Genomic DNA, 13,673 nt, shown 5'->3' on the forward strand with positions numbered 1-13,673 from the left:
AGTATCCGCTACTTGCTGTCGGTGCGCAGAACCTTGGTACGCAGGATGGTGTCGTTCAGGTTCAGGCGACGGTCGAGCTCGGAAACCGAAGGGTGCTCGCACTCCAGGTTAACGACGGCGTAAATGCCCTCTTCCTTCTTCTCGATGGGGTATGCAAGGCGACGCTTGCCCCATACATCGAGGTTCTCAACCTTGCCGCCGTCCTTGCGGACGATGTCGAGGTACTTATCTAGGGACGGGGTTACGGTGCGCTCATCCTGATTAGGATCCAGAATGATCATGACTTCGTAGTGACGCACGGACCTCATCACCTCCTATGGTCTAGTCGTTTTCGGCTGCATCACCTTTGCGGATGCAGCAGGAGGGTGCGTTGCGTCAAGCAACCCCACCACAGTACCGCAAATGACCGGCGAAAAGAAATCTATCCCGTCGTAGTGGAGGCAAAAAAGATAGCACACGTCGCGGGAATGATGGTGAGAAAAACAATGGCAAGGATGCCCAAGATGATGGGCCCGCGCTTATCTTCCCTGTTATGAAACAGCCAAAAGGCCGCCATAACGCAGATAAAGCCCAACAAGATCGACACCATGCCGATTATGGTCACAATCATTGAAATACTCCCGCCACTGGGTCGCGGCCCGTATGCGCCGCACGCACTTTATCTTCCGTTTTATTCCACATTTGCCGCAGCACAATAACCGCCATGGCAATGATGAATCCATCGCGCACAAGGATCGCCACGTCCAAGAGCTCGTGTGGAATACCCTTATTATCGATGCCCAGCATGTGCCACATGAGCAGGGGCCATACGAGGGCATCGGCAAGCGCCCAGCCCAAAACCAACCGCCAACGCGGCACGGCCAAGGCCGCTGGAACTAGGAGCCAGAGCGAATACTGCGGGGACCAAACCTTATTGACCAGCAGGAAGGCCGCGACGATGAGGAAGACCAACTCCGCTACCCGCGGTGTAAGCGGGCTGCGCCAGCCGGCCAAGGCAATACCGGCGCACAAGAAGATGAATGCCACGAGCGAGAAAGTATTCAAAAAGTCCTGGCTGAAAGAAATGTCCAGATTCCGGCTAATCAGCGCATACAGGGTGGTCCATTCCGCGCCGCGTTCCTGGTTCAGGCGGAAAAATTCCGCCCAGGCGTCCGGGTATTTCAAGGCAACGGGAAGGTTGACCACGAACCAAGCGGCAGCCGTAGCGACGGCGACCTTGGCAAAAGCGTCCCAGCGGCGACTGCGCCAGGCAAGGACGAAAAACGCACCGAGCAGAAATATCGGCCATAATTTGAATGCGGTTCCAAGGCCGATGAGGATGCCGGCGAGCCAAGGGCGGTGGCGGCTAATGGCCAGTAGCGCGCCGACGGCAAAGGCGATGGCAGGTATATCCCAATTGCTAAAGGCATGGATGATAATCAACGGGCTGGCGGCTACCAGGATGGTGTCCCACGTGCGGTTTCCCACCAAGAGGTAAACCATGTAGATGACGCCGACCCAGATGCAGGCCATGACCATGGCGGTGAGCCCAAAGTACCAGCCAGCGGCGGGCACCCCAGCCCATTCCACGAGCCCATAAGTATGGCGCGCAATCCAGCCCATCAGGCCCTGGAACATCCCCGCCAATACCGGGTATTCCATGTAGCGGGTCAGGCCATCTTCCTGCCAGGAAAAGGCGTAGGGAAAGCCCGGTTGATCTAATCCGCGGCCTTCATAAAGCGGGACGATGTCGTTATAGCAAAAAGAGGTGTACTGGCGGTTAGCGGACCAATCCAGCTTGATGGTGCCGTCTTCGCCGCGAGTACCAGCGGCGCAATTTGCCTTGGATAAGAACCCACCGGCCAAGAAAATCCAGGCTACCGCGATGAGCGCGCGCAGCGGGGTCCACCACTGCGCGCGGCTATCCCGGGCAAAGCGTCCCCTCGGCCCGCCCAAGAACTCTATGACGCCTCGCGCCATTGGTTCGTCTGCGGCGGACAAGCGCTGGTCTTGGCTCACGCGTACCGCTCCTTGCTTAGCCTAAGAGGTCAGCCAGGCCGCCTTCGCGGTCAAGGATGTCATCTAAAGACGGAGCTTCGGGTGGGGCTGGCTCGTTATTGCCGCCGCCATTTCCCCTATTGCCGCCGTTTCCATTATTGCCTCCCTGGTTCTCCGGCTGCTGCGACGGGGCATCGCGACCCGCATCCGGGCTTTCCGCAGGTGCTGGGCTGGTCTCTTCTTCAGGGGCGCCATTTTGCGCTGGACCAGTGTAGTTCTGGGGGCTTTGCCCGCCGGCGCTACCACCTGGGTTGTAGGCCGGACCGCCGCCGGCAGAAACCGTGCCGAAGCGCACCGGGTAAGCAGTGGGGAATTGCTGGAATTCCTGGTCCGCCAAGGAGTTATCCAACACGGACTTCCAGATCTTCGTCGGTGCGCCAGCGCCGTACATGATGCCGCCATACTGGTCGAAAATGGCAGAGGTGTTATCGGCCGTACCTACCCACACGGCGGTGGCAAGCTGCGGGGTGGCACCGACCATCCATGCATCCTTATTGGTTCCCGAATCACCGAGCTGGGTCGTACCGGTCTTAGATGCCGAAGCACGTCCGCCCGCCAGCGAGCCGTTGGACCATGCTGCCACTGGCCCCATGGCCTCAAGGACGTTATTGGCCACATTGGCGGAAACGCGGCGCTCGCCCTCACCGTCTGGGTGTTCATACAGAACTTCCCCTGCGGCATTTTCTACGCGCTGCACAAAGTGCGGGTTGTGCCAGACACCCTGGTTCGCAAGAGTAGACATCGCGGTTGCCATGTCCAGCGGACGGGACTGGTACTGGCCCAAGACCACACCTTCGAAAGGCTGCTTGCCGTTTTCAGTCAGCGTCTTTTCGATGCCCGGCAGCGAGCGGGCAACGCCCAAAGCGTGGGCCATATCCGCGGTGTCCTGGGTGCCGTTCTTCAGATCGCTCTGCAGGCGCAAATAAGAGGTGTTCAGGGACTGCTTGGTGGCCTCGCGCAGGTCGCATACGCCACAGCCGCCGCCCACGTTGGTGACCAGATCGGAGCCCGGCAGCTGGTACGGCGCCGAGGAGTAGTTGGTATCCAAGCTAATGCCCTGCTGCAGTGCAGCGGCAAGCGCCATAATTTTGAAGGTTGAACCGGTCTGCAACGGGGAGTTGGCGTAATCCCAACCGTTGGAATCATGCCCGCCAAAGTAGCCGCGCACCGCACCCGTCTTCGGGTCAATGGTCACAGAAGCTGCGCGGGCATCCTCTTGTAGCGGCGCCAGCTGGTCATCGACTGCCTGTACCGTATTGTTTTGCACGTTCATATCGATGGTGGTGGTAATGCGCAGGCCGCCGGTAGAGACCTGATTTTCCGTAATTCCCACCTCTTCAAGCTCGCGGATGACCTGGTCCTTAATGTGGCCATTGGCACCCGGGGCTTCCGTATATGCCGAATACTCAGCGGGGTCGCGGGTCTCCGGGAAGACCATTCCATCGCGCTCTTCCTTGCTGAGATCGCCCATGTCCACGAGGCCGTCAAGAACGTAGTTCCACCGGTTTTCGGAACCTTCCTGGTTCACGCGCGGGTCCAGGCCAGAAGGCGACTGGATCAGGCCGGCGAGCATGGCGCCTTCCTCAGGGGTGAGGTCCTTGGCATCCTTATCAAAATAAGCATTAGATGCAGCCTGAATGCCGTAGGCATTGCGGCCGAAGTAGACCGTATTCAGGTAGGCGTTAAGGATGTCTTCTTTTTCCCACTCATTGGTCATCTTGATGGAGTAGATGAGCTCGCGCGCTTTGCGCACGTAGGAGTATTCGTTGCCCACCAGGGTATTTTTCACGTACTGCTGGGTAATCGTGGAACCACCACCGGCGGTGTCATTGCCGGTCACCTTACCCAGTACCGCGCGGCCCAAACCGGTGAAGGAAAAGCCGGAGTTTTCCCAGAAATCGCGGTCCTCAGCGGCGAGCACGGAGTCCTGGACAAAGACGGGTACTTCATCCAAGGTCACGTGCGTGCGGTTGCCTTCCGGCGGTACCAAACGCGCCAGCTGGGTATCGTTATCGGAGGCATAGATGGTAGAGACCTGGTTATTGGCCAGCTCTTTGGGCTCCGGAACGGTGTATTGCGAATAGGCATAGCCAAAAAGGCCTGCAGGCAGTGCCACAAAAACCACTAGGAGAGCCACAACGACCCACGGCCAAATGCGGCGCTTTTTGGGTTCTTCGCCTTCTTTACGGCGGTCCACCTTAGTGGACTCGCCAGTAGATTCCTTCTCGGTCACTGATTCGTGTCCTCATTCATCCCTGGTAACAAACTAAATAATTGCAGCTTACTGCCTAAGGCGGTGCGTCGAAAACTAACACGCGTTAAAAGCCGTTGCAGAACGCAACAAATGATTCCACCGGCAGTGTCTGCAGACCTCCACCTCATGCACGGTAAATTCCAGGCCTTCACCAACAAATTCCGCTATTTCTTGCTCGCTGCGGGCGCTCCCGGCGCGCCGGCCTAGGCTCTCGCCGTACACCCACCGGGTCAGGCGCAGGTTCTCCCCGCAGACCGGGCAGGGTTTATCCATGGTGCGGCCGTGGTGCTCGGCGGCGGCCCGGAGGAGGAAGTCCGCATCGCACACCTCATCGCGCCCCAAGCGCCCGGCGCGGTATTCGCGGACGTGTTGGGTGCGCTCCCATTCGTGAGAAACCTCGTGCTTAAAGGCAACGGAATTCACCCGCATTATCTTAATTTCCTCTTCTTGATCGATCCATATGCCGTCGTGCTACCACCAGGCATAATTTCTGGCCTAACGTTGCGCAGGCACCACACAGCAACGAATTTATAAAGGAGCATAGTGTGTCTGACAAAGTAAAGGTCGCCATCGTCGGCGTCGGCAACTGCGCCACGTCCCTTATTCAGGGCGTGGAGTTTTATCGCAACGCCGCAGCAGAGGAAAATATTCCTGGCCTGATGCACACGCAGTTCGGGCCCTACCACGTCGGCGATATTGAGTTCGTCGCGGCCTTCGACGTCGATGGAGACAAGGTGGGCAAGGATCTTGCGGAGGCTACCCGCAGCTCCCGCAACTGCACCATCACCATCGCAGACGTCCCAGACCTCGGGGTCACCGTTAAGCGTGGCCCCACCATGGATGGCCTGGGCCGTTACTACCAGGAATCCATTACGGAATCGGATGAAGCTCCTGCCGATGTCGCAGCTGCCCTCCGCGAAGCGGGTGCCGAGGTTGTTGTTTCTTACCTGCCGGTTGGTTCCGAAGAGGCGGATAAGTTCTACGCTCAGGCCGCTATCGATGCCGGTTGCGCATTCGTCAACGCCCTGCCGGTCTTCATTGCTTCTGACCCAGAGTGGGCCAAGAAGTTTGAGGACGCCGGTCTGCCCATCGTGGGCGATGACATCAAGTCCCAGGTTGGCGCAACCATTACCCACCGCGTTATGGCGAAGCTTTTTGAAGACCGCGGCGTACGCCTGGACCGCACGATGCAGCTCAACGTGGGCGGCAACATGGACTTCAAGAACATGCTGGAGCGCGAGCGCCTTGAGTCTAAGAAGATTTCCAAGACCCAGTCCGTGACCTCCAACGTGCACAACTCCCCTATCGCTGGCAAGCGCGCAGACCGCAATGTCCACATCGGCCCATCGGACTATGTGGAATGGCTGGATGACCGCAAGTGGGCTTATGTCCGCTTGGAGGGTTCCGCATTCGGCGAGGTTCCGTTGAACTTGGAGTACAAGCTCGAGGTCTGGGACTCCCCTAACTCCGCCGGCATTATTATCGATGCCGTCCGCGCCGCCAAGATCGCCTTGGACCGCAAGGTTGCCGGTCCAGTACTTTCCGCTTCCTCCTACCTGATGAAGTCCCCTCCAGTACAGAAGGCTGACGATGTCGCGCGCAACGAGCTGGAAGATTTTATTAAGGGAAGCTAATTTTTTCGTCGCGATACTACCGCTAGGCGGTAGTGCACGATAGAATTTAGTTCTATGACGCAACATCATGATGAGACGGCCCCAACGAAGTCCCCGTCCGAATACGAGGACGCGGTAGAGGTAGCGCGGGATATCCAACCGGCGCTCAATAAGTTAATCCTTATTTTCCAGCGCACCGCAGAGGGTTCATCGTTGACTACCTCGCAGGTCTCCATCATGAACCAGTTGCGCTTGCGTGGGCCGTCCCGTGTATCCACCATCGCCCAGGCGGAGCTTATCCGCATGCCCACCGCGTCCAACGCGCTCTACCAACTAGAGCGCCGTGGGTTCGTGGAACGCCACCGCGATGAGGAAGATCGCCGCGGCGTGCTGGTCGCGCTCACCCAGCTGGGCGAGTCCGAATTGTCCATAGTTTCCGGGCAACGCGCCGCGGCCCTTGCAGAGATTATGCGGTGGCTCGAGCCCGAGGACTTGGCCACCGCGCGCGAGATGGGTGCGGTCATTTCCAAGCTTGCGGATGTATACCGCCCCACCATGGATAGCGAGTAGCAGGCTTGCGGCCGCATGCAATTTTAGTTTTGCGGCCACAACAGACGATAATGAGCCTTAGTACTCATTAACCTTTCGCATACATATTCATTCTATGGGCAAAAAATCTAAACAACCGCTGCTGCCGACCCTGCACAAGGGCTCGGCCGAAGAGCCGTTGCGCATCCTCATTTCTTGGAGTCCTTCCTCTTCCGGTACGGAACCCCTCGACTTCGCCGCATGGCTATCGCGCACCGCGGTGATAGAGGTACGCGTTATTTCCACGGTTTTCCAGCCTTGGACCACGACGTCTTTGTCCAAGCTGGGCGGGAAATACAAGAAGTGGTTTAAAGAGCAGAAGCAGGCGTGCGCTTCTGCCACCGCCGCAGCCCTGACGGAGGCAGGTATCCCGGAAAAGTACTGGGATGATACGCCCTCCGTGCTTGTCGATGGCCCCTCTCGCCCCCAGCTCCTTACTGAGATGGCCCAGGATTTTCAGGCCGATATCATCCTGCTAGGCCCCAACCAGGCCGCGCCCAAGGGCCGCTTTTCCCCGGCTCAACTGCGGATACCCTCCTGCACTACTCGCCGCAATCCTTAGGGCTTATCCCGCGCAAGGCCAAATTATCGAAACACGGTGTGACCCGCTTTAATTTTGTCATTACAGAGCGCGGTGACCGTGCTGATAGGGAATTATTGGGCGCAGCCGCGCTGGCGGATCGCTGGGATCTGCCCCTGCGCATCTTGGCTTTCTCAGCGAATGACCTGCTGAATTCCCCGTCGAAGGATAAAAGCGATATTGCGCTCAAGCTCACCGCGGAGTGGCACGAGGATTCATTGGCCATGCTCGACCGGGCTCGCGACCACATCCAAGATTCCTTCCCCGAGCTCGAGGTCTCCTCCGAGATCGGCTCCGGGGCCGGGTGGTCCGGTGCGGTTGATTCGCTTAAGTGGAAAAAGGGCGATCTAATGTTGATGGCCTCTGCCCCACAAGGTCCCATCGCGCGGGTCTTTTTGGGCTCTACCGCAACCGAGTTGCTCCCTCATATTCGCGTACCGGTACTCATTCACCCCGCGACCGACTAGGCTTTAATGTATGAGCTCGCGCCCAGAGCACCCCGAAAACGATCTGACGACCGACGCCGATTATGCCAACCTGCGTCGGCCTGAGCCGCAAAGCTTCGATGATTTGGCAGACGAGCCCGATCCCGTCGAGGTAGCCGCCGCCAACCGGCGCTCCACGCGGCAAGCCATCTGGTACATGGTGTCCGTGCTGGTCATCTCCGCGCTGTACAGCTTCGGCGTCGCGCTCTTTTCGCGCCTTAGCGGCGGCCCACTGTGCGAGGATGGCACCGCAAGCTGGCTGTGTACCGAGGGCCAAAGAAACTTCTTTGCCATTTCCACCATGATCATCCCACTGCTGGGCATGATTGGCTGCGCGATCATTATGGTGCGCAAGCTGCGCCGCTACCTGCGCTGGCGCAGCTGGATGGCGATCTTTTGGGTGGTGGCCTTCAACTTCATGATCTGGGCCATTAGCGATATTCAGCTGCTATTGGTGCGCTAACCCCGCACCTAGCTGTCCAAGCTAGCTGGCAAGGCGAAGGGCCACTTCCTCACAATCCGGCCTCCCGCAATGCTGGGTTTCCACATTTTGGATGCAGTCATCACAGATGAGCACCTGCTGGCGGCACGTGTCTTCATTAATGCAGTTGTGAAAGGTATTAGTTCCCTTGCCACAGTGCACGCAGTGGCCCAATTGGATAAAGCCTGGATCCTCTAGTCCTTGGCCAAATTCCTGGTGCATGCGCTTGTCAAAGACGTACATGGAGCCTTCCCACAGCCCATCATTGCCGTACTTTTCGCCATAGCGCACGATGCCGCCATCGATTTGGTAGATCTCGTTGAAGCCACGGTTCTTCATTAGAGAGGAAAGGACCTCGCACCGGATGCCGCCGGTGCAATAGGAGACGACAGGCTTGTCCTTCATCCAGTCATATTTGCCGGATTCCAGTTCCTCGATGAAGTCATGTGTGGTGCGCACATCCGGCACGACGGCATTTTTGAACTTACCAATCTCTGCTTCCATGGCATTGCGGCCATCGAAGAAGACCACCTCATCGCCGCGCTCTTCTACCAGCTTGTTGACCTCTTCCGGCTTGAGGTGCGTGCCGCCGCCGACGACGCCGTTTTCATCTACCTTCAGCTCGCCCGGCGCGCCAAAGGCCACGATTTCATCGCGCACCTTGACCGATAGGCGCGGGAAATCCTCGGCTCCGCCATCGGACCACTTGAACTGCATGCGCTTAAAGCCCGGGTATTCACGGGTTTGGCGCACGTAGCGCTTGCAGGCATCCATGTCGCCGCCAACGGTGCCATTGATACCGTGCTCCGAAATGAGGATGCGACCCTTCAAGCCCAAGGACTCGCACAGGGTGCGCTGCCACAGCATGACGGCGGTCGGATCCTCGATGGGGGTAAAGCAGTAATACAGGAGAACTTTGCCGATAGTCACGCCCATAATCTTAGGCCCGCTACCGGAAAGATCCCCAATTCCTTAGCGTTTCTGGTAGAGCGCTTTCTTGCGGGCGAAGGCCGGATCCGAGGTCACGAGCACGCCAAGGTTGCGGAAGATTCCCTCATCCACCGAGCCCAGGATGGTGGTGGTGTGGACGTCGCAGCCGGCGAGTTCCTTGATCTGCTCCAGCGCCTTGCGCGCATCCTCGTCCTTCGCGGCGGATACGGATAGCGCGATGAGCACCTCATCGGTGTGCAAGCGGGGGTTGGAAGATCCCAGGTGCTTCGTCTTCAGCGTTTGGATTGGCTCTATCGACTCCGGCGAGAGCAGGTGCGTTTCGTCATCGATGCCGGCTAAATACTTGAGGGCATTGAGTAGCATCGCCGCGGAGCACCCCAGCAGCGGGGAGGTGCGGCCGGTGATGATGGTGCCATCGTGAAGCTGCATCGCGGAGGCGGGGCCATCGGTTTCCTCCGCGCGCTTGCGGGCCGGGCCAACCACTGGGCGGTCATCGACTTTGATGCCGGCCTTTGCCATGACGACGGCGGCGCGCTCGGACTGCTCATCGCCCAGCCCGGCGCGGGCTTCTTCTACCTTGGCCTTGAAATAGCGGCGGATGATTTCCTGCTGCGCGGCGGCGCGGCAGACCGCATCATCGGTAATGCAGTAGCCGGCCATATTCACGCCCATGTCCGTGGGCGATTCATACGGGGTGGTACCAGTGAGCTTTTCCAGCAGGGTCCGCAACAGCGGGAAGGCTTCGACATCGCGGTTGTAGTTCACCGTGGATTCGCCGTGGGCGCTCAAGTGGAAGTGGTCAATAATATTGGAATCGTTCAAGTCCACGGTGGCGGCCTCATAGGCGAGGTTGACCGGGTGCTCGAGGGGAAGATTCCAGATGGGGAAGGTCTCAAACTTGGCATAACCAGCGTTATTGCCGCGCTGGTGCTCGTGGTAGACCTGCGATAGTGCGGTGGCGAGCTTGCCGGAACCAGGACCTGGGGCGGTCACAACGACCAAATCCCGGGAGGTTTCGGCAAATTCGTTCTTACCAAAACCATCCTCAGAGACAATGAGGTCAGTATTCGTGGGATAACCAGGGATAACGCGGTGACGGGCGACCTTGAGGCCGAGGCGCTCAAGCTTTTCGATGAACGCCTCTGCCTGCGTATTTCCGTCTTCCACCTGGGTCATGACGATGTTTTCAACCAAGAAGCCGCGGCTGCGGAATACGTCCACTAGGCGCAGGAGGTCGTCTTCATACAGGATGTCTAAATCGGCGCGTACCTTGTGGCGGGCAATGTCTTTGGCATTGATGCACGGGAGGATTTCAATGTCCTCTTTAATGCGCTCCAGCATGGCGATCTTGTTATCCGGGGTAAAGCCCGGCAGCACGCGGGAGGCATGCATATCATCGAAAAGCTTGCCGCCCATTTCCAGATAGAGCTTTCCACCGATTTCTTCGCGGCGGGCCTGGATGTGCTTTGACTGCAGCTCTATGTATTTTTCACGGTCAAAACCGATTTCATGCGTCATGATTTATCGACCCTTCAATAGAAATAAAATCAATCCGCGCTTTGAGTTTACTCTTTTTCATTCCCCGGCGCCACGCGCCCTAGTTGGGGGCGACCAACTATTTCACTACACTGAAGTTATGCCTGAAGGTCACGTGATCCACCGCCTAGCCCACACTCTCAACGCGGACTATCGCGGGATGCCGCTCAACCTGACCAGCCCGCAAGGCCGCTTCGCCGCTGAGGCGGCCATTCTGGACGGTACAGAAATCGACCACGCAGAGGCCTTTGGCAAGCACCTCTTCGTGCACTTCACCGCCGCGGACCCGGAGCATATCCTCTATATTCACCTGGGGCTCATCGGCAAGCTCAGCTTCGAACCGCGCGAGGAAACCCGCGGTCAGATCCGCATACGCATAGACAATGGGACGCAGGCCGCACAGCTGCGCGGGCCCCAATTTTGTCTGCTGCTTACGGAGGAGGACTACCAGGCCCGGCTGACCAAGGTAGGACAGGATCCGCTCCGCGCCGATGCCGACCCCGAAGCCCTGTGGGCCAAGGTGCACAAATCCCGCCGCAGCATAGGCTCCCTCATGATGGACCAGCACCTGTATGCCGGTGTGGGCAATATCTACCGCGCGGAAGCCCTCTTTCGCGCCGGCCTCTCCCCTTTCACTCCTGGCAAGGATGTTTCCCGTGAAACATTCTTCGCCATCTGGAAAGACCTGGTAGAGCTCATGAATTACGGCGTGGAGCACGGCCGCATCGATACCGTGCGCGCCGAGCACTCCCCGGAGGCCATGGGTCGCGAGCCGCGCAAGGATGATCACGGCGGCGAAGTCTACGTCTACCGGCGCGCGGGCCTGCCCTGCTACGTCTGCGGCACGCCGATTGCAGAGCAGGTAATGGAGGGTAGAAACCTCTTCTGGTGCCCCACCTGCCAATCCGCTGCTTAAGGCCTATAGTGGCGGGCATGCGACCTGCCTATAGTGTATCCGCCGTTCGTTCCGCCGAGTCCGCGCTCCTCGCGCAGCAGAGCCACGATGATGAGCTCATGCGCCTGGCCGCGCGGGGCATTGCCGCCACGGCGAAATCCATGCTGACAGGCCCAGCGCCTCGCCACATCACCATCCTGGCCGGGCCTGGCGGCAATGGCGGCGATGGCCTTTATGCAGGCGCTTTCCTCGCCGAGGAGGGCTATGGCGTCGAAGTAATCCTCGTCGCCGGTTCCGCGCACGACCCAGCGTTTCAGGCCCTTAAGGCCGCCGGAGGAACCATTACTGAGCAACCGCGCGCGGAGGCCACAGGGCTGCTTATTGATGCCGTCGCTGGACTCAACTCCACCCGCGGGCTTAGCGGTGCGGGCCTTGCCGCGTACCGCGCGGCCAAGCAGCACGATATCCCGGTGCTTTCGGTGGATATCCCCTCTGGCATCAATGCCGATACGGGCGTGGCCGCGGAGAACGCCGTCGAGGCAACGATTACCGTGAGCTTCGGTTGGGCGCGCGCCGGCCATATCTTCGCCCCGGAATGCGGCACGGTGGTCCTGTGCGATCTGCACCTGCCCAACGCGCCGCGGTCCTTCGCGGAGGAACTAACGGCTACCGCAGAGCCAGCGGGCTATATCGCCAACGAGCCCACCATCGATCTCCCCTTCCAGTGGCCCGCGGAGCCCGTGCTTGCCGATGTCCACTTGGGCCACGTCACCGCGCCCAAGCCCGTGGGCTGCACAGGGCCCATCGTGGACCCCACTCCCCACGCTTCAAGCACGAAATACACCGGCGGGGTCACCGCTATCTGTGCTGGCAGCAGCGCGTATCCCGGCGCGGGCATCCTGGCGGCTACCGGCGCGGGGCGCGCCACGCCGTCCATGGTGCGGGTGATAGATAACGATGCCGTGGTCCCCCACTTGCCCGAGGTGGTTCCTCACCCGAGCGCCGAGGACAAGGTACATGCCCAGGCGTGGGTAGTAGGCCCTGGCCGCGGCACCGATGAAGCAGCGGCGCGCGAGCTCCGCACCGTCTTAGATCGCGAGCTGCCCACCATCCTGGATGCCGATGCCCTGACGCTGCTCGCCCAGAGCGCTGAGCTGCGCGATCGTGTCCGCACCCACCCGCGGGTCATCCTTACCCCGCACGCCGGCGAGTTCCGCCGCCTGTACGAGGCCGCCCTCGGCCGCGAGCTCGATCTCAGCGAGGGCGTGGGCCCGCGCCAGCGCGAGCTGGCCGAGGACTTGGACTGTTTTATCCTGCACAAGGGCCGGATCACCACGGTGACCGCGCCCGGCCAGGCCATCTATGGGATGAATGCCGGTCACTCTTATGCGGCCACCGCAGGCTCCGGAGACGTATTATCCGGCATCCTCGGCGCCACCATTGCGCAGGTAAACCACGCGAAGGCCGATGCCGAGTACATCATCATGGAGATCCTCCACGCCGCCGCCCTACACCAGCACGCCGCAGCCATTGCGGCACATACCCCCGATGGTTTTGGCATTTGTTCCGCTTCCCAGATTGCCGCGGCGATGCCCCAGTCCATCGCCCGCCTGCTAGTTATGCACCGTTAACGTCCTGCTTGCTCACGCGGCCGTCTTTGACCTCGACCACGTGGTCGGCGAAGGTGAGCAAGGAACGATCGTGGGTGACCAGCACGGTGGCGGTGTGCAGCTCCTGGGTAATATCGCGCAGCAGGCGGATGATTTCCTGCGAAAGGTGGGAGTCGAGGGCGGAGGTGGGTTCATCGGCAAGCAGCAGGTTCGGCTCATCCATCAAGGCGCGCGCGATATTGACGCGCTGGCCCTGGCCGCCGGAAAGCTGGCCGATGCGGCGATTGCCCATGCCCTTAAGGCCAACGAATTCTAGCAGCTCATCGGCGCGATCCTTGCGCAGCTTGCGCCCGGCCATGTGGTCCATGATGAGCAGCTGATCGCGCACCTTGAGCGAGGACAGCAGGTTGGACTGCTGGAAGATGATGGAGTTCGTGCCGTCGACCTCGACGGTGCCGGAGTCCGGCGTGATGAGCCCGGCGCCGACGGAGAGCAGCGTGGACTTACCGGAACCGGACTCGCCCACGATGGCGGTGAGGGTATCGGAGTCGGCGCTAAAGGTGGCATTATCAAGCGCCGTGGTCGTCGTCGTACCGTCCTGGAAGGTGACGGTGGCGTTGCGAATATCAAGAATGGTGGACAT

The 13,673-nt window shown here is 59.7% G+C and carries 13 protein-coding genes and 1 pseudogene; 6 read left to right on the forward strand and 8 right to left on the reverse strand.

Annotated features, from left to right (window positions below; genetic code table 11):
- Positions 1-8: 8 nt before the first annotated feature.
- The 5 genes from rpsF to ABRP64_RS09085 form a co-directional block, all read right to left on the reverse strand.
- Positions 9-299 carry a 30S ribosomal protein S6 gene (gene rpsF, locus ABRP64_RS09065; protein WP_023016353.1) on the reverse strand — a complete coding sequence of 97 codons (291 nt, stop codon included), beginning with the start codon at positions 297-299 and terminating at the stop codon, positions 9-11.
- Between the two features lie 122 nt (positions 300-421).
- Entirely contained in the window at positions 422-610 is a 189-nt protein-coding gene (locus ABRP64_RS09070; RefSeq protein ID WP_284771257.1) for a hypothetical protein, read from the reverse strand.
- The gene (locus ABRP64_RS09075) at positions 607-1,998 is read right to left on the reverse strand and encodes a glycosyltransferase family 87 protein (protein ID WP_349866215.1); all 1,392 of its coding nucleotides are present in this window, start codon (positions 1,996-1,998) and stop codon (positions 607-609) included. The genes ABRP64_RS09070 and ABRP64_RS09075 overlap by 4 nt, the downstream gene beginning before the upstream one ends.
- A 16-nt stretch (positions 1,999-2,014) precedes the next feature.
- On the reverse strand, positions 2,015-4,270 hold the full coding sequence (locus tag ABRP64_RS09080; protein ID WP_349866217.1) for a transglycosylase domain-containing protein: 2,256 nt from the start codon (positions 4,268-4,270) through the stop codon (positions 2,015-2,017).
- A gap of 75 nt (positions 4,271-4,345) precedes the next feature.
- Positions 4,346-4,720 carry a DUF5318 family protein gene (locus ABRP64_RS09085; protein ID WP_284853884.1) on the reverse strand — a complete coding sequence of 125 codons (375 nt, stop codon included), beginning with the start codon at positions 4,718-4,720 and terminating at the stop codon, positions 4,346-4,348.
- 116 nt (positions 4,721-4,836) lie between these two features.
- On the opposite strand from ABRP64_RS09085, the gene ABRP64_RS09090 reads away from it, so the two are divergent.
- The 4 genes and pseudogenes from ABRP64_RS09090 (at position 4,837) to ABRP64_RS09105 (ending at position 8,020) form a co-directional block, all read left to right on the forward strand.
- Positions 4,837-5,925: an inositol-3-phosphate synthase gene (locus ABRP64_RS09090; RefSeq protein WP_284853885.1), complete on the forward strand. Its 1,089-nt coding sequence runs from the start codon at positions 4,837-4,839 to the stop codon at positions 5,923-5,925.
- 54 nt (positions 5,926-5,979) lie between these two features.
- Positions 5,980-6,474: a MarR family winged helix-turn-helix transcriptional regulator gene (locus ABRP64_RS09095; RefSeq protein WP_284853886.1), complete on the forward strand. Its 495-nt coding sequence runs from the start codon at positions 5,980-5,982 to the stop codon at positions 6,472-6,474.
- A gap of 94 nt (positions 6,475-6,568) precedes the next feature.
- A pseudogene (locus ABRP64_RS09100) lies at positions 6,569-7,539 on the forward strand (universal stress protein).
- A 10-nt stretch (positions 7,540-7,549) separates the two neighbouring features.
- Positions 7,550-8,020, forward strand: a complete 471-nt coding sequence (locus ABRP64_RS09105) for a hypothetical protein (protein WP_349866219.1) — start codon at positions 7,550-7,552, stop codon at positions 8,018-8,020.
- A gap of 21 nt (positions 8,021-8,041) precedes the next feature.
- On the opposite strand, the gene trhO is transcribed toward ABRP64_RS09105, so the two are convergent.
- A complete protein-coding gene (gene trhO, locus ABRP64_RS09110; protein ID WP_349866221.1) occupies positions 8,042-8,968 on the reverse strand; it encodes an oxygen-dependent tRNA uridine(34) hydroxylase TrhO in 927 nt (308 codons plus the stop codon).
- 42 nt (positions 8,969-9,010) lie between these two features.
- Positions 9,011-10,507, reverse strand: coding sequence for a DUF1846 domain-containing protein (locus ABRP64_RS09115; protein WP_349866223.1), 1,497 nt, complete (start codon positions 10,505-10,507; stop codon positions 9,011-9,013).
- Between the two features lie 118 nt (positions 10,508-10,625).
- Between ABRP64_RS09115 and ABRP64_RS09120 the strand changes: the two genes are divergently transcribed.
- Together ABRP64_RS09120 and ABRP64_RS09125 are read left to right on the forward strand one after the other, a co-directional pair.
- On the forward strand, positions 10,626-11,441 hold the full coding sequence (locus ABRP64_RS09120) for an Fpg/Nei family DNA glycosylase (protein ID WP_349866225.1): 816 nt from the start codon (positions 10,626-10,628) through the stop codon (positions 11,439-11,441).
- A 17-nt stretch (positions 11,442-11,458) separates the two neighbouring features.
- Positions 11,459-13,051 (forward strand): bifunctional ADP-dependent NAD(P)H-hydrate dehydratase/NAD(P)H-hydrate epimerase, encoded by a 1,593-nt coding sequence (locus ABRP64_RS09125; protein WP_284853892.1) that lies wholly within the window; start codon positions 11,459-11,461, stop codon positions 13,049-13,051.
- Here the strand turns inward: ABRP64_RS09125 and ABRP64_RS09130 are convergent.
- A complete protein-coding gene (locus tag ABRP64_RS09130) occupies positions 13,038-13,673 on the reverse strand; it encodes an ABC transporter ATP-binding protein (RefSeq protein WP_284819429.1) in 636 nt (211 codons plus the stop codon). The two genes, ABRP64_RS09125 and ABRP64_RS09130, sit on opposite strands and share 14 nt — an antisense overlap.

This window comes from Corynebacterium sp. KPL4015 (assembly GCF_040225725.1).
GTDB classification, from domain to species: domain Bacteria; phylum Actinomycetota; class Actinomycetes; order Mycobacteriales; family Mycobacteriaceae; genus Corynebacterium; species Corynebacterium rhinophilum.

Coding starts and splice junctions, on each gene's coding strand:
- ABRP64_RS09105 (WP_349866219.1), top strand. CDS start 7,550: ATGAGCTCGCGCCCAGAGCACCCCGAAAACGATCTGACGACCGACGCC.
- ABRP64_RS09120 (WP_349866225.1), top strand. CDS start 10,626: ATGCCTGAAGGTCACGTGATCCACCGCCTAGCCCACACTCTCAACGCG.
- ABRP64_RS09070 (WP_284771257.1), bottom strand. CDS start 610: ATGATTGTGACCATAATCGGCATGGTGTCGATCTTGTTGGGCTTTATC.
- ABRP64_RS09085 (WP_284853884.1), bottom strand. CDS start 4,720: ATGCGGGTGAATTCCGTTGCCTTTAAGCACGAGGTTTCTCACGAATGG.
- ABRP64_RS09125 (WP_284853892.1), top strand. CDS start 11,459: ATGCGACCTGCCTATAGTGTATCCGCCGTTCGTTCCGCCGAGTCCGCG.
- ABRP64_RS09130 (WP_284819429.1), bottom strand. CDS start 13,673: ATGTCCACCATTCTTGATATTCGCAACGCCACCGTCACCTTCCAGGAC.
- ABRP64_RS09115 (WP_349866223.1), bottom strand. CDS start 10,507: ATGACGCATGAAATCGGTTTTGACCGTGAAAAATACATAGAGCTGCAG.
- ABRP64_RS09095 (WP_284853886.1), top strand. CDS start 5,980: ATGACGCAACATCATGATGAGACGGCCCCAACGAAGTCCCCGTCCGAA.